20 protein-coding genes are annotated in these 21,422 nt (G+C 68.4%); 15 read left to right on the top strand and 5 right to left on the bottom strand.

Translation table 11 applies throughout. The annotated features are described in order from the left end of the window. The first annotated feature begins 34 nt into the window (after positions 1 to 34). Together AW272_RS17290 and AW272_RS17285 are read left to right on the top strand one after the other, a co-directional pair. Positions 35 to 976 (top strand): carbohydrate ABC transporter permease, encoded by a 942-nt coding sequence (locus tag AW272_RS17290; protein WP_218010933.1) that lies wholly within the window; start codon positions 35 to 37, stop codon positions 974 to 976. Next, positions 973 to 1,800: a carbohydrate ABC transporter permease gene (locus AW272_RS17285; protein WP_066366040.1), complete on the top strand. Its 828-nt coding sequence runs from the start codon at positions 973 to 975 to the stop codon at positions 1,798 to 1,800. The genes AW272_RS17290 and AW272_RS17285 overlap by 4 nt, the downstream gene beginning before the upstream one ends. On the opposite strand, the gene AW272_RS17280 is transcribed toward AW272_RS17285, so the two are convergent. Continuing rightward, a complete protein-coding gene (locus tag AW272_RS17280) occupies positions 1,797 to 2,942 on the bottom strand; it encodes an AraC family transcriptional regulator (RefSeq protein WP_066366038.1) in 1,146 nt (381 codons plus the stop codon). The two genes, AW272_RS17285 and AW272_RS17280, sit on opposite strands and share 4 nt — an antisense overlap. A gap of 79 nt (positions 2,943 to 3,021) precedes the next feature. On the opposite strand from AW272_RS17280, the gene AW272_RS17275 reads away from it, so the two are divergent. The 9 genes from AW272_RS17275 to AW272_RS17235 all read left to right on the top strand — a co-directional run bounded on the left by AW272_RS17275 (position 3,022) and on the right by AW272_RS17235 (position 12,066). After that, on the top strand, positions 3,022 to 4,137 hold the full coding sequence (locus tag AW272_RS17275) for a Gfo/Idh/MocA family protein (protein ID WP_066366036.1): 1,116 nt from the start codon (positions 3,022 to 3,024) through the stop codon (positions 4,135 to 4,137). Then, positions 4,130 to 4,960: a DUF6807 domain-containing protein gene (locus AW272_RS17270; RefSeq protein WP_066366033.1), complete on the top strand. Its 831-nt coding sequence runs from the start codon at positions 4,130 to 4,132 to the stop codon at positions 4,958 to 4,960. The genes AW272_RS17275 and AW272_RS17270 overlap by 8 nt, the downstream gene beginning before the upstream one ends. Then, positions 4,957 to 5,910 (top strand): NAD(P)-dependent oxidoreductase, encoded by a 954-nt coding sequence (locus tag AW272_RS17265; protein WP_066366030.1) that lies wholly within the window; start codon positions 4,957 to 4,959, stop codon positions 5,908 to 5,910. The genes AW272_RS17270 and AW272_RS17265 overlap by 4 nt, the downstream gene beginning before the upstream one ends. Beyond that, a complete protein-coding gene (locus AW272_RS17260) occupies positions 5,907 to 6,854 on the top strand; it encodes a Gfo/Idh/MocA family protein (protein WP_066366028.1) in 948 nt (315 codons plus the stop codon). The genes AW272_RS17265 and AW272_RS17260 overlap by 4 nt, the downstream gene beginning before the upstream one ends. A gap of 12 nt (positions 6,855 to 6,866) precedes the next feature. Next, positions 6,867 to 8,261: an ABC transporter substrate-binding protein gene (locus tag AW272_RS17255; protein ID WP_066366020.1), complete on the top strand. Its 1,395-nt coding sequence runs from the start codon at positions 6,867 to 6,869 to the stop codon at positions 8,259 to 8,261. Positions 8,262 to 8,321: 60 nt separating this feature from the next. Further along, complete coding sequence (locus AW272_RS17250) at positions 8,322 to 9,512, top strand: MFS transporter (RefSeq protein WP_218010932.1); 1,191 nt, start codon at positions 8,322 to 8,324, stop codon at positions 9,510 to 9,512. Positions 9,513 to 9,746: 234 nt separating this feature from the next. Then, positions 9,747 to 10,016, top strand: a complete 270-nt coding sequence (locus AW272_RS43800; RefSeq protein ID WP_066366017.1) for a hypothetical protein — start codon at positions 9,747 to 9,749, stop codon at positions 10,014 to 10,016. Positions 10,017 to 10,429: 413 nt separating this feature from the next. Beyond that, positions 10,430 to 10,702, top strand: coding sequence for a hypothetical protein (locus AW272_RS43180; protein ID WP_066366015.1), 273 nt, complete (start codon positions 10,430 to 10,432; stop codon positions 10,700 to 10,702). A 167-nt stretch (positions 10,703 to 10,869) separates the two neighbouring features. Beyond that, positions 10,870 to 12,066 (top strand): RNA-guided endonuclease InsQ/TnpB family protein, encoded by a 1,197-nt coding sequence (locus AW272_RS17235; RefSeq protein WP_083958405.1) that lies wholly within the window; start codon positions 10,870 to 10,872, stop codon positions 12,064 to 12,066. Positions 12,067 to 12,105: 39 nt separating this feature from the next. Here the strand turns inward: AW272_RS17235 and AW272_RS17230 are convergent, their stop codons facing one another. Continuing rightward, the gene (locus tag AW272_RS17230; RefSeq protein ID WP_169807560.1) at positions 12,106 to 12,747 is read right to left on the bottom strand and encodes a DUF305 domain-containing protein; all 642 of its coding nucleotides are present in this window, start codon (positions 12,745 to 12,747) and stop codon (positions 12,106 to 12,108) included. Between the two features lie 178 nt (positions 12,748 to 12,925). Here AW272_RS17230 and AW272_RS17225 point away from each other — a divergent pair, with 178 nt between their 5' ends. Both AW272_RS17225 and AW272_RS17220 read left to right on the top strand, forming a co-directional pair. Next, a complete protein-coding gene (locus AW272_RS17225; RefSeq protein ID WP_083958403.1) occupies positions 12,926 to 14,716 on the top strand; it encodes an LVIVD repeat-containing protein in 1,791 nt (596 codons plus the stop codon). Positions 14,717 to 14,831: 115 nt separating this feature from the next. After that, positions 14,832 to 16,172, top strand: coding sequence for a cytochrome P450 (locus AW272_RS17220; protein ID WP_066366010.1), 1,341 nt, complete (start codon positions 14,832 to 14,834; stop codon positions 16,170 to 16,172). Here AW272_RS17220 and AW272_RS45055 read toward each other — a convergent pair. Then, entirely contained in the window at positions 16,169 to 16,333 is a 165-nt protein-coding gene (locus AW272_RS45055; protein WP_157518639.1) for a DUF5999 family protein, read from the bottom strand. The two genes, AW272_RS17220 and AW272_RS45055, sit on opposite strands and share 4 nt — an antisense overlap. Before the next feature lie 167 nt (positions 16,334 to 16,500). On the opposite strand from AW272_RS45055, the gene AW272_RS17215 reads away from it, so the two are divergent. Next, positions 16,501 to 17,865, top strand: a complete 1,365-nt coding sequence (locus AW272_RS17215) for a hypothetical protein (RefSeq protein WP_157518600.1) — start codon at positions 16,501 to 16,503, stop codon at positions 17,863 to 17,865. Here AW272_RS17215 and AW272_RS17210 read toward each other — a convergent pair. Both AW272_RS17210 and AW272_RS17205 read right to left on the bottom strand, forming a co-directional pair. Beyond that, a complete protein-coding gene (locus AW272_RS17210) occupies positions 17,818 to 18,537 on the bottom strand; it encodes a phytanoyl-CoA dioxygenase family protein (RefSeq protein WP_066366006.1) in 720 nt (239 codons plus the stop codon). The genes AW272_RS17215 and AW272_RS17210 overlap by 48 nt on opposite strands. Then, a complete protein-coding gene (locus AW272_RS17205; RefSeq protein ID WP_066366004.1) occupies positions 18,534 to 20,582 on the bottom strand; it encodes a spermine/spermidine synthase domain-containing protein in 2,049 nt (682 codons plus the stop codon). Before AW272_RS17205 ends, AW272_RS17210 begins: the two co-directional genes overlap by 4 nt. A gap of 167 nt (positions 20,583 to 20,749) precedes the next feature. Between AW272_RS17205 and AW272_RS17200 the strand changes: the two genes are divergently transcribed. Next, the coding region (locus AW272_RS17200; protein ID WP_245657604.1) for a lytic polysaccharide monooxygenase auxiliary activity family 9 protein at positions 20,750 to 21,422 on the top strand (673 nt) is incomplete at its 3' end.

The following is a 21,422-nucleotide window of genomic DNA, read 5'->3' as shown; positions in this document are numbered from 1 at the left end:
ACGGCCGAAATCCGACAAGAAGGGAGCCGGCGATGTGGCATCGCTCCCCCCGGAGGGTGGCCGGGAGATGACGACCGTCGCGCTCGAGGCCGAGCGCCGCCGACGCAGGCGCAACCGGCGGATGGTGGCCGTCGCCTTCGCCCTCCCCGCGCTCGCCATCAACCTGCTGGTCATCGCCGGCCCGGCGGCGAGCAGCCTCTACTACGCCTGGACCGACTGGAACGGCTTCACCATCCCGCGGTTCACCGGCCTCGAGAACGTGATGAGGCTGGTGGAGGACACAACCTTCTGGAACGCCCTCGGCCACAACTTCATCTGGCTGGGGATCTTCCTGTCCGTACCGACGATCATGGGACTGACCGGTTCGTTCATGCTGTCGCGCATCAAAAGAGGCGCGGCGCTGTTCCGGGTGATCTTTTTCATCCCGTACGTCATCGCCAGCGTCGTCAACGCCCAGATCTGGAAGAGCCTGCTCGACCCCGCCACCGGGATCGCCGCCCAGCTCGACAAGATGGGCATCACCTTCCTCAACGACGTCTACTTCTTCGGCGACTCGCACCTGTCGCTCTACAGCGTCGCCTTCGTCGACAACTGGCACTACTGGGGCTTCCTGGTGGTGCTGTTCCTGGCCGCCATGCAGGGCGTCGACCCCGCCCTGTTCGAGGCGGCCCGAATCGACGGCGCCTCGCCGTTCCGGGAGTTCTGGCACGTGACGCTGCCCGGCATCCGGTCGACCCTGATGTTCGCGATCATGATCGTCTCGGTCGGGTCGCTGCTGGCCTTCGACTACGCCTACGCGATCACCGGGGGCGGCCCGGCCGGGTCGAGCGACCTGGTGTCACTGCTGATCAACCGGACCGCCTTCACCGGCGGCGAAGCCGGCTACGCCTCGTTCATGGCGCTGGTGATCTCGCTGCTCGGCGGGGTCATGCTCGTGATCTTCCACTTCATCCGCAGAAACGAGGCCGCGCGATGAACAAGGGGCTGCGGCGCACGCCGATCTCCTACACGGTGCTGATCCTGCTGGCCCTGTTCGCCGGGCTGCCGCTGCTGGTCCTGGTGTTCAACTCGTTCAAGTCGAACCTGGAACTCGGCAACAACCCGCTCGGCCTGCCCTCCGGCCTCGACTTCACGAACTACGTCGAGGCCTGGACGCAGGGCAGCATCGGCCGGGGCATGTGGAACAGCGTCATCCTGGTCGGCGGCACGGTCATCGGGACCTGCGTGACGGCGGGCATGTGCGCCTACGCGATGGCGCGGCTCGACCTGCCGTTCAAGCGGGGGTTCGAGAACTACCTGTTCGTGGTGATCTCGCTGCCGGTGCAGATGTTCATCGTGCCGCTGTTCTTCCTGTGGTCGAACCTGTCCCTGATCGACAGCCTGTTCGGCCTGATCATCATCTACGTCGCGCTGAACACGCCGTTCTCGGTGCTGCTGCTGCGCACGTTCCTGGTCGGCATCCCCAAGGAGCTCGACGAGGCGGCCAGGATCGACGGCGCCAACGAGATGCAGATCGCCTGGCGGATCATCCTGCCGCTGGCCCGTCCCGGGCTGCTGACGGTGGGGCTGGTGTCGGGGCTGGGGGCGTACTCGGAGCTGCTGTTCGCCGTCATCTTCGTGACCGATCCGGACAAGCTGCCGATGGCGACCGCGCTGCTCAACTACAGCCAGGGGCACACCCAGCTGTTCGGGCTGGTCAACGCGGCCGCCGTGATCATGACCGTGCCGGCGGTCGTGCTGTTCCTGTTCATGCAGCGCAAGTTCATCGCCGGCCTGGCCAGCGGTGGGGTGAAGGGCTAGAGGGCGCGATGGGCGCGGCGATACTCGCCCGGAGACTTGCCGGTGAACTTCTTGAACGCGACCCCCATGTATTCGGAGTGACTGAAGTTCATCCGGGCGGCGAGCTGCGGCAGCGACCAGTCGGTCTGCAGGAGCAGGTCGGAGAGGCGCTCCATCCGTACACGGGTGATCTCCTCGTGCACCGTGCGGCCCAGCACCTGCATGAACCGATAGTCGAGCGAGCGGCGCGACAGGCCCACGTGGCGCTGCACGGTCTCGACCGGCAGGCCGTCGTCGACGCGGTCCCTGATGAGCTGGAGGGCCCGCGCCACGATCGGGTCGCCGACGGCCAGGATGTCGCTCGACTGGCGGGTCACCACCCGCAGCGGCTTCATCAGGTGGAGCCGGGGCTCCAGGTTCGCGCCGGTCATCATCTGGTCGAGCAGGGAGGCGGCCAGGAAGCCGGTCTCGGTCGTGTCGGGCTGGACGCTGGACAGCGGCGGGGTGGTCAGGTTGCAGATCAGCTCGTCGTTGTCGACGCCGAGCACGGCCACGGTGTCGGGCACCGCCAGCCCGGCGATCTTGCACGCCTCCAGGATCTCCTGCCCGGCGATGTCGTAGCAGGCCAGCACGCCCACCGGCTTGGGCAGCCCGTCGAGCCAGCGGGCCATCGCCTCGCGCTCGACCGCCAGGTTGCGGTGGTGCTCCATCTTGAACTCGTGGGCAGTCACGCCGTGGGCGGCGGCGTGCTCGGCGAACCGGGCGCCGCGCTTCATCGACCAGCCGAACCTGTCGTCGCCGCAGAAGGCCAGGGTGCGCAGCCCCCGGGTGGTGAAGTGCTCCACGGCCAGCCGGGCGATCGCGTCGTCGTCGGTCTCCACGCAGGGCAGCTCGGGGGCCAGGTAGGCCGCGCTCAGGTCGACCGCCGGGACCCCCAGCCGCCGCACGTGGGAGGCGGTGTGGGCGTTCTCGATCCGGGCGAGCACGCCGTCGCCGCGCCAGCCGTCGAGCCACGACAGGTCGGTCTCCTGGCGGCTGTGCTCACCCAGGTAGATCGACCAGCCGGGATGGGTGACGAGGTACTTCTTGATGCCCACCAGGAGGCCGCGCGCGTAGGCGTTCGACGTCTCGACGAGGAGCGCGACGTGACGGGTTTGTGCCATTCGGTGACTGTACTAAATCATAGGAAGGCTGCGAGATAATGCATGGTCGCAGTTCAGCGTCGTTCGTAGCTTTGACGCCATGACAGACCCCATCAGTGGCAAGGTGCGAGTCGCCATCGCCGGGCTCGGGTTCGGAGCCGAGTTCATTCCGATCTACCAGGCGCACCCCCACGCCGAACTGGTCGCCGTGTGCCAGCGCTCGGACGGCCCTCTCAACGAGCTCGCCGACCACTTCGGCATCGCGGGCCGCTACACCGACTTCGACGCCATGCTCGAGGACCCCTCGATCGACGCGGTGCACATCAACACCCCGATCCAGGCCCACGCCGAGCAGTCGATCAAGGCGCTGAACGCGGGCAAGCACGTCGCCTGCACGGTGCCGATGGCGATCTCGCTGGAGGACTGCGCCCGGGTCGTGGCGGCCCAGGAGGCGTCCGGCAAGGCGTACATGATGATGGAGACCGCGGTCTACTCGCGGGAGTTCCTGCTGGCCAAGCAGATGTTCGACAGCGGTGAGCTCGGGCGCATCCAGTTCCTGCGGGGCGCCCACATGCAGGAGATGGCCGGATGGCCGGCCTACTGGGAGACCATGGCGCCGATGCACTACGCCACCCACGCGGTGGCGCCGCTGCTGGCGCTGGCGGGCGCCGAGGCCGCGACGGTCAGGTGCGTCGGATCGGGACGGGTCGGCGGCCGCGATCCCGGGACGGGCCTGCACTTCGCGGCCGAAAGCGCCGTCTTCACCCTCCGCGACTCCGACGTCGCGATGGAGGTCACCCGCTCCCTGTACGACGTCGCCCGCGAATACGTCGAGAGCTTCGACGTCTACGGCTCCCTCAAGAGCTACGAGTGGCAGCAGCTCGAACGGGAGCGGCCGGTGGTCTTCACCGGCGAGGACGGCCGGCGCGTGGAGGTGCCCGACTTCGCCCACCTGCTCCCCGAGGAGATCCGCGCCTTCACCACCGGGGGCGTCTACGACGCCGACGAGAACCAGCACCTCTCCTTCACCCAGGGCGGCGGCCACGGCGGCTCCCACCCCCACCTGGCCCACGAGTTCCTGACGGCGATCCTGGAAGGCCGCCGCCCGTTCCCGGACGTCTATCAGGCGGCCAACTGGACCGGCGCCGGCATCTGCGCCCACGAGTCGGCCCTCCAGAACATCGAGATCGAACTGCCGAGGTACGGAAATGCTTGAGGTCACCTCCGACGCGGGCTGGGCCGGGATCTTCCACACGGGCTCCCCGACCCCGATCGTGGTCCAGAACGCCTCGCCCGACACGAGGCCGTACATCCACCCGATCGTGGTCCCCGGCGGCACCGCCGCGATCACCGAGGACGCCCCCGGCCACCACCCGTGGCAGCACGGCCTCTACGTCGGCCTCAACGACGTCAACGGCATCGGCTTCTGGCTGGAGGGCCTGCGTCCGGCCGCCGCCCCCACCGACGGCACCTTCCACCCGCGCCTCCGGGACACCCCGAAGGCCGAGGGGAACCGGGCCTGGTGGTCGGTCGCCACCGAATACCGCCACCCGGACGGCTCGCCGATGATGCGGGAGACCCAGGACTGGCTGCTCACCGACCACGGCGACCGCTACGACCTCGACGTGGTCCTCACCTTCCACGCGGAGGTCGCGCTGACGTTCGGCGAATACCCGTACGGAGGGCTGTTCCTGCGGATGCCGTACCGGAAGGAGACGGGCGGTCACGTGGTCAACAGCGAGGGCCTCGAAGGACCTGAGACAGAGCAGCAGCGGGCCCGCTGGGTGGCCGTCCGGATGGAGGTCCCCGGCCACACCGGGGAGACGCAGGTCGCGATGATGGACCACCCCGGCAACCTCGAACACCCCGTGCCCTGGCGGGTCGACAACGAACTCGGCGTCGCGCCGAGCGCGTGCGTGGCCGGCGCCTGGTCCGTGGAGGCCGGTTCGAGCAGGGCCTTCCGGCACCGCCTGGCGGTCTTCGCCGCGCCTGTCGACACCACGACCATCGACGAGATCTGGACGGCGTTCGCCCGATGAAGAAGACCGTGATCGTCGCCACCTCCGACTACGAGTGGCACTGGCCCTTCACCGTCGACCACCTCGCCGGACTGCTGCCGGGAGAGCTCTTCCGGCAGAACAGCCTGGAAGGTCTGCCGGCGGACACCGAGAGGTTGATCTCCCTCGGCGCGCTGCCGTCGGCTGAGGACCTGGACCGGCTGCCCCATCTGACCGAGGTCTACGCCAGCAACGGCTACCGGGCGCCTGCCGAGACCGTGGATCTCCTGCGCGAACGCGGACTCCACCAGGTCACCCTCCCCTCGGAGGGCTACTGGGGCCAGTCGGTGTCGGAGTTCGCGCTGGGCCTGACGATCGGCGCGCTGCGCCGCATCCCGCAGACCCACCACGAGATCATCGGCGGCCTCGGCGAGTGGGAGTACAAGTACGGCCAGTACTCCGACGACCCCCGGTTCACCGGCGGCACGGTGGAGGGCACCAGGGTCAGGATCGTCGGCGCCGGCAACATCGCCAGCCGCTACGCCTCCTTCACCCACATGCTGGGCGCCGACGTCGCGGCCTGGGACCCGTTCGCCCCCGAACCGTCGTTCCACCGGGCCGGCGCCCGCCGGGTGCTCCAGCTGGAGAACCTGCTCCACGACGCCGAGATCTTCGCGCCGATGGTGCCGCTGCTGCCCTCGACCGAGGGCCTGATCACCCCCGAGCACATCCGGGCGCTGCCCACGGGCTGCCTGGTCGTGCTGGTCACCCGGGCCGCGGTGGTGGACATGCCGGAGCTGCGCCGCCGCGTGCTCGCCGACGAGCTGAGCCTGGCCGCCGACGTGTTCGACGTCGAGCCGGTGCCGCTCGACGACCCGCTGCTCGGTCGGCCGAACGTGGTGCACACGCCGCACAACGCCGGGCGGACCCGCGAGTCCAACATCCGGCTGGCCGAGGCGCTGGCGGCGCTGTTCCCGGAGTCAGGCAGATGATCAAGGTCGCGGTGGCGGGCCTGGGGTTCGGCCGCGCGTTCGTCCCGATCTACCGCGACCATCCCCTCGTGTCGTCCGTGGTGACGGCCGATCCCCGCGAGGGCACGTCCCTGGAAGAGGTGCTGGCCGACCCCACGGTGGACGCGGTGCACATCGTCACCGGGCTGCACCAGCGCGCCGACCACGTGGTGGCCGCGCTGGAGGCGGGCAAGCACGTCGCAAGCACGGTGCCGATGGCCCTGTCGTTCGGGGACGTCGAGCGGATCCTGGCGGCGCGGGAACGGGCCGGGACGACGTACATGATGATGGAGACCGCGGTCTACACCCGCGCCTTCCTCTACGCCCGTGACCTCGACTTCGGCGCGGTGACCTACGCGCGCGGCGTGCACACCCAGGACATGACCGGCTGGCCCGGCTACTGGCGCGACCTGCCGCCCATGCACTACGCCACCCACGCCGTCGGCCCGATCCTGCACCTGCTCGATCGCCGCGCCGCGGAAGTGACCGCCTTGGGTGGCATGGCCGTCGAATCCGCTCTCGTACGTCTCGCCGGACACGACGCCGTCGTGGAGCTGACCCGGTCGCTCCACCGGGTGGCCCGCCCCTACGAGGAGTCCTTCGCGATCTACGGAGACCGGCTGGGCTTCGAGTGGGACCGGGTGCACGTGTTAGGCGACCTCGAAACGCGGGGCCGGAAGGTGACCACGGAGATGATCGCTCCGCCCGACCGCCCCGACCTGCTCCCCGCGGAGATCCGCGCCCACACGAGCGGCGGCCACGACGGTTCGCATCCGCATCTCGTGCACGAATTCGTATCCGCCGTCGTCGAGGGCCGCACGCCCGCGATCGACCAGACCCGGGCCGCCAACTGGACGGCGGTGGGTCTTGCCGCCCACGTCTCGGCCCTGCGCGGTGGCGTTCCCGTCGCCGTACCCCCTTTTTAGAAGGAGCCCGACATGGTCCCACGCCGAACCTTCGCGCTGGTGGCCGCGCTCGCCCTGCTGGGCGGTTGCGCCTCGGAACCCCCCGCTGTGAAGAACAACACGGTCGTGCCCACCGCCGCCGCCCCCGCCGAGATCGGCGGCGAACTGACGATGTGGTACGGAGTCGACGCCAACACCGAGAAGGCGCGCAAGGACTACGAGACCTGGTACATCGACCCGTACAAGAAGATGTATCCCAAGGTCACCGTGGACGCCGTGCCCAACGTCGCCAGCACGCTCAAGCAGAAGGTCAAGACCGCCCTGGCGGCCGGACGCGGCCCCGACTTCATCGAGACCCCCGGCTCCTCCGACGCCGTCCCCTACGCCCAGGCCGGATATCTGGCCGACCTCGGGCCGCTGGCCGACAAGGAGGGCTGGAAGGACCGCATCCTGCCGTGGGCCTATGACATGGGCGTCATCGACGGGAAGTTCCAGGCCGTCCCGCTCTACTACGAGAGCCTCGTCCTCTTCTACAACAAGACGCTCTTCGAGAAGAACGGCTGGACCCCGCCGACCGACCGGGCCTCCCTGGAGAAGCTCGCGGACGAGATGCAGGCCAAGGGGATCATCCCGTTCGTCAACGGCAACGCCACCTACCAGGGCGCCACCGACTGGCTGGTGTCGTCGTTCATGAACGGCTACGCCGGCCCCACCAGGATCCACGACGCGCTCACCGGGAAACTGCCCTTCACCGACCAGGCGTTCGTCGACTCGATCCAGCTCCTGACCGACTACTTCAAGAAGGGCTACTTCGCCGGCGGCCCCAAGGAGTACTTCACCCTTCAGGACCCGCAGAAGTACGCCATGCTCGCCGAGGGCAAGGGCGCCATGCTCATCTCCGGCAGCTGGGAGTTCGGCGCCCTCGACCAGTACTTCAAACCGGCCGGCCAGGAATGGGCCGAGGTCGCACTGCCCCCGCTGGCCCCGGGCGTGCCCGCCGAGGTCTACCCGCTGTCGGTCGGCGGCACCATCTCGCTCAACTCGCGTTCGAAGAACCTCCCGGCCGCCGCGGCCTACGTGAGCTGGATGCTCAACGACGTCAAGAGCATGTGGGAGGCCACCGCGGCCGGCCAGCGGCTGCCGCTCCCGATCTCCTTCACCGCGGCCGACGTCCCGCCGGGCACCGACACGAAGATCGTCGACCACTACCAGAGGATCAACGACGCCTCGGAGAAGGGCGCCGTCGGCTACACCTCGTGGACGTCCTTCGGCGGCAAGGCCGAGCAGTACATCGTGGAGAACATCGACAAGGTCGTGAACGGCGACATGGGCGCGGCCGCGTTCTGCGCCGGGATGGACAAGGCGTTCAAGACCGACCTGGCGGCAGGGGTGATCCCACCGGTCTATTCGACGACGGCCACCGGATGATCCGCCCGGCCGCCGTCCCTGCCAGGGGACGGCGGCCAGGCGCGTGCGAGCATGTCCCGGGTGAGTGCGCGATCGCAGGTCATGACCCCTCGCCTGACTTTCCTGTTCGCCGTCGCCGGTGGCGCGGCGGTCGGGAACCTCTACTACGCCCAGCCCCTCCTCGACTTCATCGCGGCCGACCTGCACGCCTCGACGGCCAGCGCCGGCCTGCTGGTGACGCTCACCCAGGTGGGCTACGCGCTGGGGATCCTGCTGATCGTGCCGCTGGGCGACGTGCTGAACCGGCGCAAACTCGTCCCGGTGATGCTGCTCGTCTCGGCGGTGACGCTGGTGCTCTGCGCCCTGGCGCCGACGTTCGGGCTCCTGCTCGGCGCGATCACGCTGCTCGGCGTCACGACCGTGGCCGGGCAGCTCCTCACGCCCCTGGCCGGGGACCTCGCCGACGAGGCGCACCGGGGCCATGTGGTCGGGACGGTGGTCTCGGGCATCCTGACGGGCATCCTGCTGTCCCGGACGATCAGCGGCCTCGTCGCCCAGTTCGCGGGCTGGCGGACCATCTTCGTGGCGGCGGCGGCCGTGGCCGTGCTGCTGGCGATGCTGCTCTACCGGGCGCTCCCCGAGCTGGAACCCAAGACCCGGCTGCCCTACCACCGGCTGATCGCGTCGGTCTTCGCGGTGGTCCGGCGCGAGCGCGTGGTGCGGTGGACCCTCGTCCTGTCCGCCACGGGCTTCGCGACCTTCACCATGTTCTGGACGTCGCTCACCTTCCTCCTCAGCGCCCCGCCCTTCGAATACCCGGTCTCGGTGATCGGCCTGTTCGGCCTGGCCGGCCTGGCCGGAGCCGTGGCCGCCCAGCGGGCCGGGCGCCTGCACGACCGGGGCTGGTCGCTGCCCGCGACCGGCCTCCTCTGGGTGCTGGTCCTGCTGTCGTTCGGCGTGGCCGGGCTCGCCGGGCGGTCGGTGGCGCTCATCCTGGTGGTCGTGGTGCTGGTCGACGCGGGGATCCAGGGTCTGAACATCCTCAACCAGACGCGGATGTTCGCGGTGTCCCACGAGGCGCGCAGCCGGCTGAACACGGCGTTCGTGACGGGCAACTTCATCGGCGGCGCGATCGGATCGGCGGCGGCCTCGGTGCTGTGGTCGGTGGGGGAGTGGCGGGCGGTGAGCCTGGCGGGGATGGCGATGTCGGTCGTCGCGCTGACGATCTGGGCCACCGGCCGCCGGAACGCGCTCGTCGTTACCTCAACGTGATTGGCGAACGCCGCTGCCGACGGTGATTTCCCCGATTTCGCAGGCTTCGGTCACCGTAATCCCAGCCGACGGCCATTCAACGGTTTTCCTGCGGCCCTCTGTGCAAGGCACGCCTTTGGCCACCTACAACCTCCGCCAAGTTGCCTCAAAACGACGCCACTTCGCTCGCTATTCGGCCGAAAGTCGAAAAAGGTAGAAGTGTACACAACGTCGGGAGAACCCAGAGGAGTGACCATGTACGGAAAGCGATTCGCGATGGTGGGGGCGGGGTTCCTCGGAGCGGCGGCCCTGGTTATGGGCCCGGTGTCGGCGGCGTCCGCCACTGAGGCCGCGAGCCCGGCGACCACGACTGCGGTGAGCACTTCGGCGAGCGTCATGCCCACCCACGACCGCTGGGACAACGGCTACAACCACTACCGGAACTACAACTACAACCATCACAACTACAACCATCACAACCACTACAACCACCACAACCACCACAACCACCACGGCTGGTGGTGAGCCGGATAGCGAAGCGAGCTGAGCAGCTCCCACATCCACCGCTTGGGTCGTCCCGGGCGGTGGATCTTCGTGTGCGGGGGCTCAAGCGCTGCCGCCGGGGGGCTGCGGCGTCCAGGACGTCCACAATCGTCAGCCGCTCGGATAAGGGCCGCATAAGCGCTTTGCCAACGAGTGGTGGGCCACACCGTCGCCGCCCCCGGGGATCCCGGGCTTCGGCCTGGTCCGTCCCCAACCCATTCCCACTCAATGCGCACCGCAACGTATCCCAATAAGCCCGACATAAAAGCGCAGGCCCCTCACCCGCCCAGGACCTCGCCGGGTCGTCGTCAAAAGGACGCCACGCCCCCTAGAACCGTCCCCCGGTCGTCGGCAAGCCTGAAATGGCAAGCCAGGCGAATCCAGGAGGAGAAGCCATGATCGGTAAGCGCGTCGCGACGGTGGGGGCGGGAGTCCTCGGAGCAGCTGCCCTGGTGCTGGGCCCTATTTCGGCGGCTGACGCCGAGACGGCCAGTACCGCGACCACTACCGCGGTGAGCACGGTCGCATCGCCCGCCTCTACGACCTACGACGACTGGGACTACTGGGACGACGACGACTACTACTACGACGACTACTACTACGACGACTGGGACGACGGCGGATGGGACGACGACTACGTCGTCGAGGAGTACTACTACTGGGACTAGAAACTAGCTCCCGCCTCCACCGCCCGGGTCATCACCCGGGCGGTGGTGGTCTCTCACCGGATACCTACAGCGTGGATGCCCCGTCCTTCAGGGCGGGGAGGAAAAGCGGATCGGCGCGGCACTTCGTTCCCCTGTTTATGTCGGTGGGGTCTAGTAAACTTTTATCCATGTCCCGCTACCGCCTTTCTCCGACGCCTGCCCAGGAGGCGGCGTTGGCAGAGCATTGCGGGCATGCGCGGTACGTGTGGAATTTAGCGGTGGAGCAGCATTCGCATTGGCGTCCGGGCCGGAAATCCGCGCCGGGATTCGCCGAGCAATGCCGGCAGTTGACCGAAGCGCGCGCCGAATTCGCATGGCTGCGGTCCGGTTCGATCGTCGTTCAGCAGCAGGCGTTGAAAGACTTCACGCAAGCGATGGCGAACTTCTTCGGCGAGACCCACAAGCGGCCGACGTGGCGTAGACGCGGGCAGGGTGAGGGGTTCCGGATCGTCGCGGTGAAAGCGGGCGACGTGCGCCGCCTTTCCCGCAACGTCGGCGAGATCCGCGTCCCCAAGGTGGGCCGGGTCCGGTTCCGCTGGTCCCGCGCCATCCCCGAGGGCGTGAAGTCCTATCGGGTCACCCGCGACAGCGCCGGGCGCTGGTTCGTGGCGTTCGCCGCGATCCCCGAATCGCTCCCGACGCCCGGCACCGGTGTGGTCGTCGGCGTTGACCGGGGTGTCGCGGTCAGTGTGGCGCTCTCGAACGGCGAGATGACCAGCGCGCCCACCCTGCGGGAGACCGAGAAGGCCCGTCTGCTGCGGCTTGTCCGCAAGCTGGCGCGAGCCCGGAAGGGCTCGCGTCGGCGCGGTGAGGTCAAGGCCGCGATAGCCAGGTTGAGGGCTCGCGAGACCGACCGCCGCAAGGACTGGGTCGAGAAGACCAGCACCGGCCTGGCCCGCCGCTTCGACGTGATCGGCGTCGAAGACCTGAAGGTCAAGAACATGACCCGGTCCGCAAAGGGCACCGTCGAAACGCCGGGGAGGAACGTCCGTCAGAAGGCGGGACTCAACCGGGGCATACTCGCCGCCGGTTGGGGCCGGCTCGTCGAGCGCCTGGAGCACAAAGCGCCCGGCAGGGTCGTGAAGGTCAATCCGCGTTTCACGTCGCAGACCTGTAACGCCTGCGCGCATATCGCCAAGGAAAACCGTGAGAGCCAAGCGGATTTCTTGTGCGTCGCGTGCGGGCATCAGGCGAACGCCGATGTGAACGCGGCCAGAAACATTCGTGATATCGCCGCGGGGCACGCGGTGAACGCGCGTGGAGGCGACCGGGTTGCCGGGCCTGTGAAACGCGAACCTCAACACGATCTCCTCCTTGTGGGGTAGTCGCTGTTGGAATCCCCTTCCTTCAGGAAGGGGAGGATGTCAATGGAGAGGTCCCCCCATGGCGGCCAGCAGTTGCTGCATCCGGTCGATCTCGATGCGCTGGTCGGCGTCGACGTGGGTGGCGAAGACGTAGGTCTCGGTCTCCTGGCCCCCGCCGGAGCCGAACAGCTTCCCGACCATCTCCAGGGCGCCCATGTGGTGCCCGATCATGAACTGGGTGAAGAGCCGGTCGAAGTCGGCGCCCTTCGTCTTCTCCAGCCGGGTGAACTGCTCCTCGGTGAGCATCCCCGGCATCAGCCCTCCAGCCCCGTGCCCGTGCTCCGTCGAGGGCACGTCCTGCCCCCGCGAGGTCAGCCAGCGGCGCATCTGGGCGATCTCGTCCTCCTGCGTCGAGGCGATGCGCTCGGCGATCAGGGTCACGTCCCGGTTCTCGGTACGCGCGGGCACGAGCGCCGTCAGCCGGAGCGCCTGGGCGTGGTGGGGGATCATCCCCTGGAAGAAGATCACGTCGTCGGCGGTGAACGGCGCGGCGGTGGCCGAGGGCACGGCGGAGCCCGAGAGCGTCTTGCCGGCCTGCCCGGGGGCGCCGGGCTGGATGACCACCGGCGCATTCGGGGCGGGCGGCGGTTCTTCACTGCAACCTGCGAGAACCAAGCCCGTGACCAGCAGTAACGCGCTCATGTGTCGCAATTGGTTCATGGTGGGGTGCTGCTCCCGCTGTACCGTCGGCATCTGTCCGGAAAAGTAGATATGTCTACGTATAGAACATCAAGACCCTTTCGGTTACGGTACGCGGTGAAATACCACATAGGACCTACGCCCAACAAAAGGCAGAGGTTCCAACCAGAAGGGACGGCCCTTGACCAGTAGCCGTTCGGCGCGTGGTGCACGCGCGCGACTACGCACTCTCGGGATCATCGCCGCCGGCGCGTTAGTCGCGGGGCTCCTGCCCGCACCCGCGCAAGCCGCCGACGACCCACGTGTCGGCCTCGGAGCCGGTTGGCTGGACGCCCAGTCGGCCATCAGCGGCCTCGAACTGACCAAACACAACGACAAGCCGGCCGGGTTCGTCAACCCCGACAGCCCCGGCCAGGGCTCGTTCCTCAACTCCGACCTCGCGTTCAGCGGCAACTACGCGTTCTCGGGGAACTACCAGGGCTTCAACATCTACGACATCAGCACCGGCGCCGATCCGGTCCTGAAGACGTCGGTGGTGTGCCCCGGTGGACAGGGTGACCTGTCCGTGTACGGGAACCTGCTGTTCATCTCGGTGGAGGAGACCCGCGGTCGCATCGACTGCGGTACGCAGGGTGCCACCGGCACCGTGAACCCGGAGCGGTTCCGCGGTGTGCGCATCTTCGACATCAGCAACATCAGCGCCCCCGTCCAGGTGGCGGCCGTCCAGGCGTGCCGTGGTTCGCACACGCACACCGTCGTGACCAGCCCCGCGGACAAGAAGAACGTCTACATCTACGTCCAGGGCACCTCCAGTGTCCGGTCCGCGGATGAGCTCGCCGGTTGCGCCAACACCGCCGCGACCGACCCGAACACCTCCCTGTGGCGCATCGAGATCATCAAGGTCCCGCTCGACGCCCCGCAGACCGCCGCGATCGTGGCGCAGCCCCGTCTGTTCACCGACCCGGCCACGGGCGCGATCGACGGCCTGCAGAACACCCCGCCGACGGCGACCCACCCGTCGGGCACCAACTGGTCGCCTCGCCCCGTGACCAGCGCGTGCCACGACATCACCGCGTACCCGGAGATCGGGCTGGCGGCCGGAGCCTGCGCGGGCAACGGCATCCTGCTCGACATCAAGGACCCGGTGAACCCCAAGCGCCTGGACGCGGTCTCCGACCCGAACTACGCGTACTGGCACTCGGCGACCTTCAACAACGACGGCACCAAGGTCGTCTTCACCGACGAGTGGGGCGGTGGCTCCGGCGCTCGCTGCCGTGACACCGACCAGCCGTCGTGGGGCGCCAACTCCATCTACGACATCGTCGACGGCAAGCTCGTCTTCAAGAGCTACTACAAGCTGCCGGCTCCCCAGACGACCCTCGAGAACTGCGTGGCCCACAACGGCTCGCTGATCCCGATCCCCGGTCGTGACGTGATGGTCCAGGCGTGGTACCAGGGCGGTCTGTCGCTCTTCGACTTCACCGACTCGGCCAACCCCAAGGAAATCGCCTACTTCGACCGCGGGCCCGTCAGCCCCACCGCGCTCGTCACGGGTGGTTTCTGGTCGGCGTACTGGTACAACGGCCACATCTTCGGCAACGAGATCGCCCGCGGTTTCGACGCCTTCAAGCTGATCCCCACCAGCTCCGTGGCCAAGGAAGAGATCGCCGCGGCTCAGACGGTCAAGCTGAACCTGTTCAACGCGCAGGGTCAGCCGCGACTGCAGTGGCCGAGCAGCTTCGAACTCGTCCGCGCCTACCAGGTGCAGGCCGAGCGCTCGGGTCTGGGCAAGCTCCAGGCCAAGGCCGTCGACGCCCTGATCGACGAGGCGCAGCGACTGAAGGACCGCCGCCAGAAGCTCCTGGCGGCAGTGGCCCTGAAGACCGCCGCGGCTCTGCTCAAGAAGTCCGACCCGGCGCAGGCCCGGCTCCAGTCGGCGCTGAACGACCTGGCGAAGACCGTCATCAAGTAGTCGAGTGAGACGGGCGGGTCTCCCAGCCAGGGAGATCCGCCTGTTTACATGATGTTTTCTTGATCGGCCGACCGACCCCGTTTACGCTCCGCACGAGCGAACGGATGTGTGCGGCATGGCCAAATTGTTCGACACCTCGCTGCGGATCGACGCGGCCGGGCCCAGTGGAATCCCCGTCGTCAACAATCTCCGATTTCTCCGGCACACCGCCTGGTTCGCGATGGACCGTGTGCACGCCGGGTTCCCCGGTCCCGTCGTCCCCCTGACCAAGGGAAACGCCTCGATCGTGCTGCTGCGCGGTGAGGAGGGCGCGCGGCGCTACTTCACCGACAACGACATCTTCGAGCGGCTCAGCGACGGCATCTTCTCCCTCCCCGAGGGACGCCCCTGGTCCAAGATGTTCGACGCCGTCATCACCTTCAACGGCGACAAGCACCGCCGGACCCGGAAACTGCTGATGCCGATCGTGCACAAAAGCGCGATGGACCACTACGCGACCGTGTTCGCGCGGACGTTCAAACGCTCGAAGTTCGCCGTGAGCGACGGCGAGCCGTTCGACATGGCGGCCGAGTTCCTCGCCATCACCCGTGCCAACCTGCTGGTCTGCCTGCTCGGCCTCGACCCCGACGAGGAGAACGTCGAACTCGCCGAGGCTGTGGCACAGCTGCTCGGGCCGATCACGAACCCGATGGTCTTCATGTTCCAGCGCGAATCCGGCTGGACCCCCTACGGCCGCTGGACCCGCGACATCGCCGCGATCTACGACCGGCTGGCACTGCTCATCGAGCGCAAGCGGGTCGACGAACCACGCCGCGACGCCCTGTCGATCCTCTGTCACACCGTCGACGAGAACGGCGACCGGCTCAGCACCCCCGAGATCGCGGGGGAGCTGCACGCCCTGTTCTCGGCCGGGTTCGAGACCACCGCCATGTCGATGACCTGGGCGCTGCTGACCATCCTCGGCACCCCGGGCCTGACCGTCGGCAACGAGCAGGAACTCGACGCCGTGGTCCGGGAGTCTCAGCGGCTGATCCCGACCGTGCCGTTCAGCCTGCCCCGCCGGGTCGTCCAGGACGTCGAGGTGGGCGGGACGACGATCCCGAAGGGCGCGCTGGCCTTCGCCTCACCGCTGCTCGAACAGCGCGACCCGGGCTCGTTCCCCGACCCGGCGACCTTCCGCCCCGAGCGCTGGACCGATGCGAAGGTCTCGCCCTACGCGTTCCTGCCGTTCGGCGTCGGCGCGCGGCGCTGCCTCGGCGCGTCCTTCGCCGATTTGCAGATCCGCACCACCCTCGGCCTGATGGCGTGGCCGTCGCTGCTCACCACCGAGGTCGACTACGTGATCAGGCACGGCGCGACGGCCTTCCCCAGAAAGCCGATTCTCGTACGAACCGGCACACACTCCCCTGCTCCCGGGCCCGTCACCGGAACGGTCCGTCGTCTCTGGGCTGCCTAGCGCATGGCACTTCCGTCGGGGAGTAGCAGGCCAAGGTCCTCGAACAGCACGACCCCGTTGCACAGCAGGCTCCAACCCTGTTCCGGGTGGGCCACCACGACATGGGCGGAGACGCGGTCGGAGGCGTAAGGGGACGGACATTGGGGCTGATGCTGACACATCATCGCGACCTCTCAGGTGGGCTCCTGGATCATCAAACGAACGAATCTGCGGATTTGCGCCCGGACTTCCTACTTTGGACATCTACAGAGTGACTCGTGTCACTATCACTCCGCTTTCCGTCCGCTGTACGCGGATTGCAGCCCAAGTCCGGGGCAGTTGCAGGGACATGACGCGGGTTGTCGTGTTCGTCATGGCCGTCGCCATGGGGATGTGGGGCCTCGACCGAGGCTCGATGTGGCAGGACGAGGCGACCACCTACGCCATCGCCAGCCGTCCGCTCGGCGACCTGTTCGCCACTCTGGGAAACGTGGACGCCGTCCACGGCCTCTACTACCTGATCGTCCACGCCGTGCTGCAGTTCCCCGGCGACCCGGAGGTGCTGATCCGGCTGCCCTCGGTGCTCGCCACCGGCCTGGCCGCGCTCGCCGTCGCCGGGGCGGCCCGGCTGATGGGCGGCAGCGGTCTGGCGGCCGGTGCGGCTTACGCGTTGCTGCCCGTCGTGTCCCATTACGCCCAGGAGGGCCGTTCCCCCGCTCTGGTGTGTGCAGCCGTGGCGTGGGCGGTGTATGCGCTCGTACGGCGATCCTGGGTCATGTACGCGGTCGCGGTGACCGTGGCGGCCTACCTGAACCTGACCGCGTTGCTCGTGCTCGTCGCGTTCGCGGTGCCGGGCCTGATGATCAACTGGCGTCGCTGGGCGATCGCCTCGACCGCCGCTGTGGTCGCCGCTGTGCCGCTCATCCTGGTCGCTTATCCGCAGAGCGCGCAGGTGGCCCGGTTGACCGCGCCGACGTGGGCGGACGCCGGGGATCTGGTGAGCGGGTTCGCCGGGGTCACGGTGGTGCTGGCCGTGCTGGGGTCGCTGCGCGGCGGGCCGCTGCGGGTGGTGGCGCTGCCGCTGGCGGTCGTCCCACCCGCGCTGCTGTTGCTGTTGTCGCAGGTCAAGCCTTACTACGAAGAGCGCTATGTCCTGTACGCCGTCATCGGGCTCGCCCTTCTGATCGGCTCGGCCGTGGACGGGATCGCCCGGCTGGCCCGCCCTCTGCTGGCCGTCCCGGCCGCCGCGTTGCTGATGGCGTTGACGATGCTCCCGGCGATGCCCGCCCAGGCGGAGACCAGGCGGCTCGACTCGCGGCGCGACGACCCGGCCGCCATCGCGGAGCTCATGGGCCGGCTGGCGCTGCCGGGTGACACGGTCGTCTACCTGCCGTCGATCCGGCGGCTGGTCGCGCAGGCGTATCCGGCGGAGTTCGCGAACCTCCGGGACGTGGCGCTGCTGGAGACGGGGTCTGCCTCCGGCACGCTGGCCGGTCGCGAGAGACCCGCCCACGAGATCAGGCTCGGCGACCGGGTCTGGACGGTCAGCCGCAGCTACCCCAAGCCCGCGGACCTCGACTCCGAGCAGGACCAGGCCAAACAGCTCATCCTGCGCTACCACTACAAGAAGGGGCCGATCTACCGGGAGCTCGGCTACGCCATCCGCCTATACGTTCGGCGCGAAGCCCTGGAGCATCATGCCCTGACCCAGTGACCGGTGCACGTCGTCGGCCGGGGCGTCCTCCGGGTCGCGGAACTGCACCAGGAACGTGGTGCGGTCCTCGCCGGAGGTGTTCACCCCCGAGCCGTGCACCAGCAGGTAGCTGAGGAACAGCACGTCGCCGGCCTCCGCCTCGACCGGGACGGCCGACGCCAGCGGCCACGCGTCGAGGGGCAGGTGCCAGCCGCCCTCTTCGATGTGGGGGAGCGGGCCGTCCTGGTGGCTGCCGGGCACCACACGTACACAACCCTTGTCTTCGGAAGCGTCGTCGAAGTGGAAGATGGCGGCGGCCATCGTGTGGCGGGTGTGCGGGAAGTGCGCGGCGTCCTGGTGCATCGGGAACGGCGAGCCGCGCTCGGCCGGCTTGATGAAGATCTTCGTGTGGTGCAGCTGGACGTTCGGGGAGCCTGCGATCTCGGCGGCCACCCCGGTGAAGCGGGGGTCGACCAGCAGGCGGGTGAACGCGGCCTCGTAGTACTGCGCGTCGTGGCAGTGGCGGAGTTCCGTGCGCTGATCGGTCAGCTGCCTGGCGACCGCCCACGTGGGGTCGACCGCCCGTAACCGGGAGATCAGCGCATGCGTCTTCTCCCGGTAGGCCGCTGCCTCGTCTTTCGACAGCAGGCCTTTGACCAGCACATATCCGTTCTCGCGATAGAAGTCGATCACGCGAGCGCCCGGGAGGTGCGCGGCAGCAGCACGAACGCCCCCAGGTACAGCAGGCCCGCCACGATCAGCAGGGCGTTGTAGCCGAACACCAGGGCCGCGTATTCGAGGCAGCCGCCGACCATCGCGCCGAGCAGGTTGGCGCCGAAGGCGGTCGTCCCGTCGGAGGTGTCGCTGAACCGCTTGGCGAACACCACGTTGGCCGCGAAGATCGGCAGGAACGCGATGACCACCGCGACGGGGATGCGCAGCGCCAGCGGCATCGACAGCAGCCACGAGTTCGGCACGAGCCACCCGATGACCAGGCCGACCGCGATCACTCCGTACATGACCGGCATCGACGGGGTGCGGAAGCGGCGCGTCACCTCCACCGCGGCGAGCACCGCGACCAGGACGCCGGCGAAGACGATCGCGTTCACCACCCAGGTGGTGCCGAACAGCAGCGCGAAGCCGGTGATGCTCTTGGTCTCCAGCAGCATGAAGCCGACCCCGAGCAGGAACAGGTCGGCGTAGGGCCGCATCTGCCGGAACGGCCCCGCCACCACCCGCACCGCCAGCAGGCTGAACAGCAGGATCAGCGCCAGCGCGATGAGGTAGAGCGACGGGACCGACGAGGTGCTGAGGTAGAGGAACGGCCGGTCGTCGCTGGTCGGCGGCGGGGTGTTCGCCGCCGCGCCCGCCCACTCGCCGCCACAGGCCTGGTCGGCCGTGGTGAGCCCGGCGGTGATGACGGCCTGCCCGCCCCAGCCGGTCATGTCGACGCACGGCTTGTGCCCGAACGCCGCCTCGGCGGTCAGCGCGAGCCGGTCGATCAGCCAGTTCTCGCGGTAGTAGTTGTACATCGAGAAGGCGCCACCCGGCTTCAGGTGCTCCTTCGCCGCCTGCATGGCCTGCTCGGTGAACAGGTAGCTCTCCAGCCGCAGCGAGCTGGCCCCGGAGACGAGGGTCAGCGAGTCGGGCAGCGCGAAGAGGATCAGGTCGTACTTCTTGTCGGTCCGCTCCAGGAACGCCCGGCCGTCGTTGATGTGCGTGGTCACGCGCGGGTCGGAGTAGGGCTTGTCGGGGTGGAACTCCCCGCCGAGCTGCCGCAGCTTCGGGTCGATCTCGACGGCGTCGACGCGCTTGGCGCCCTTCAGCAGCGAGATCGCGACGTCGGTGCCGCTGCCCGCGCCGACGATCAGCACGTCGTCGAGGCTCTTGCTCGCCGAGACGGCCCGCTGGTACGGCATCCCGTACTGCGCCTCCCACTCCAGCCGCTTGGCCGCCGGGATCGCCTGCTGGTGCGGAATGCCGTTGACCTGGATGTCCAGGACGTCCACACCCTGGGTCTGGAAGGCCTTGGTGGTGACCTTGTAGTAGGGCGACCAGAGGGCCCCGGCCGAGAACGTCTCCAGGGCCAGCGCCCCAATGACGAGCAGCGCCGGCACCGCCAGCGCGACCCCCGTGAGGATCGTCCGGGGCCGCAGCACCACGAAGTAGCCGATCGCGACCACGAGCCCCCACGCCAACGGCGGCGCGCTCAGGAACGACAGCAGCGTGAACAGCCCGATCCCGCAGAGCGACCCGACGAGGTCCCATCGGTAGGCCTCGAGCCGGGGCAGCTCAGGGAAGCACTGCCCGACGAGCTCGGCCGGCCCCATCAGCACCAGCGCGACCACCACGAAGATGACCGGCAGGATCAGCCAGGCGGGCGGCCCGGTCGTCTCCAGGCTGGTGAAGTAGAGGATCCCGGACGCCTCCCGGTTGACCTGCACCGGGAAGAAACTGACCACCAGGACGAGCACCGCCAGCAGGACCGGCGAATAGTAGGGCTGCCGCTTGGTCCGCCCCACCCGAAGGAACCCGAGCCCGATGCCGAGGAACGACCCCAGCAGGACGAAGTTCGTGAAGTAGCTCAGGTGGACGACATTGGAGCCCGTCCACCGAATGAGCGACAACTCCAGGAACAGCATCAACCCGCTCGCCACGACCAGGCGCGGACGCACCGACAGCCAGTGGCGGGGTTCGTTGTCGTCCTGACGGGTGGGGGCTTCCTTCTGGACAGTCACCTGGGGCAGGTTAGCGAACCGGCCAAAGTGTGACCAGGGTCATTGAACCGTTCAGCGGGTTCGTTATGAACCCACAGGTCGCATCGCCGGTTCCGGGCATCACCGTTGTCCCTGACAACGAGTTAGGAGACGTTGGGCGCCCCCCACACCTCTCCTAGGAGGAGCCCGTGCACACGCTCTCCCGGACCTGGCTCATGGCCCTGGGCGCCCTGTTACTCCTCGCCACCGCGCTGGTCGTGCCCGCGAACGCGCACGGCTCCGTCACCGACCCGCCGTCCCGCAACTACGGTTGCTGGCAGCGCTGGGGCGGCGACTTCCAGAACCCCGCCATGGCCCAGCAGGACCCGATGTGCTGGCAGGCCTGGCAGTACGACGTCCAGGCCATGTGGAACTGGAACGGCCTCTACCGCGAGGGCGTGGCGGGCAACCACCAGGGCGCCGTCCCCGACGGCCAGCTCTGCAGCGGCGGCCGGACCTTCGGCGGCCGCTACAACGCGATGGACACCCTCGGCGCCTGGAAGACCGTCGACAAGCCCACGCGCTTCACGCTGAACATGACCGACCAGGCCATCCACGGAGCGGACTACATCCGCGTGTACGCCACCAAGCAGGGCTTCAACGCCCTGACGACACCCCTTCGATGGAGCGACCTCGAACTGGTCGGCCAGGTCGGGCGGGTGCCGACAGGCGCGACCACTCCCGTCGAGGTCAACGCCCCCAACCGGTCGGGCCGGCACATCGTGTTCACGGTCTGGCAGGCCAGCCACATGGACCAGTCCTACTACTTCTGCAGCGACGTGAACTTCACCGGCGGCTCCAACCCCACCCCGACCCCGACCC

The organism is Herbidospora mongoliensis, assembly GCF_001570545.1.
In the GTDB taxonomy this organism is placed as follows: Bacteria; Actinomycetota; Actinomycetes; order Streptosporangiales; family Streptosporangiaceae; genus Herbidospora; species Herbidospora mongoliensis.
Note: the sequence above shows the minus strand (reverse complement) of the source record. Positions and strands in the feature narration are given on the sequence as shown.

Coding starts and splice junctions, on each gene's coding strand:
- AW272_RS17285 (WP_066366040.1), top strand. CDS start 973: ATGAACAAGGGGCTGCGGCGCACGCCGATCTCCTACACGGTGCTGATC.
- AW272_RS17280 (WP_066366038.1), bottom strand. CDS start 2,942: ATGGCACAAACCCGTCACGTCGCGCTCCTCGTCGAGACGTCGAACGCC.
- AW272_RS17275 (WP_066366036.1), top strand. CDS start 3,022: ATGACAGACCCCATCAGTGGCAAGGTGCGAGTCGCCATCGCCGGGCTC.
- AW272_RS17270 (WP_066366033.1), top strand. CDS start 4,130: ATGCTTGAGGTCACCTCCGACGCGGGCTGGGCCGGGATCTTCCACACG.
- AW272_RS17265 (WP_066366030.1), top strand. CDS start 4,957: ATGAAGAAGACCGTGATCGTCGCCACCTCCGACTACGAGTGGCACTGG.
- AW272_RS17260 (WP_066366028.1), top strand. CDS start 5,907: ATGATCAAGGTCGCGGTGGCGGGCCTGGGGTTCGGCCGCGCGTTCGTC.
- AW272_RS17255 (WP_066366020.1), top strand. CDS start 6,867: ATGGTCCCACGCCGAACCTTCGCGCTGGTGGCCGCGCTCGCCCTGCTG.
- AW272_RS43800 (WP_066366017.1), top strand. CDS start 9,747: ATGTACGGAAAGCGATTCGCGATGGTGGGGGCGGGGTTCCTCGGAGCG.
- AW272_RS43180 (WP_066366015.1), top strand. CDS start 10,430: ATGATCGGTAAGCGCGTCGCGACGGTGGGGGCGGGAGTCCTCGGAGCA.
- AW272_RS17235 (WP_083958405.1), top strand. CDS start 10,870: ATGTCCCGCTACCGCCTTTCTCCGACGCCTGCCCAGGAGGCGGCGTTG.
- AW272_RS17230 (WP_169807560.1), bottom strand. CDS start 12,747: ATGAGCGCGTTACTGCTGGTCACGGGCTTGGTTCTCGCAGGTTGCAGT.
- AW272_RS17220 (WP_066366010.1), top strand. CDS start 14,832: ATGGCCAAATTGTTCGACACCTCGCTGCGGATCGACGCGGCCGGGCCC.
- AW272_RS45055 (WP_157518639.1), bottom strand. CDS start 16,333: ATGTGTCAGCATCAGCCCCAATGTCCGTCCCCTTACGCCTCCGACCGC.
- AW272_RS17215 (WP_157518600.1), top strand. CDS start 16,501: ATGACGCGGGTTGTCGTGTTCGTCATGGCCGTCGCCATGGGGATGTGG.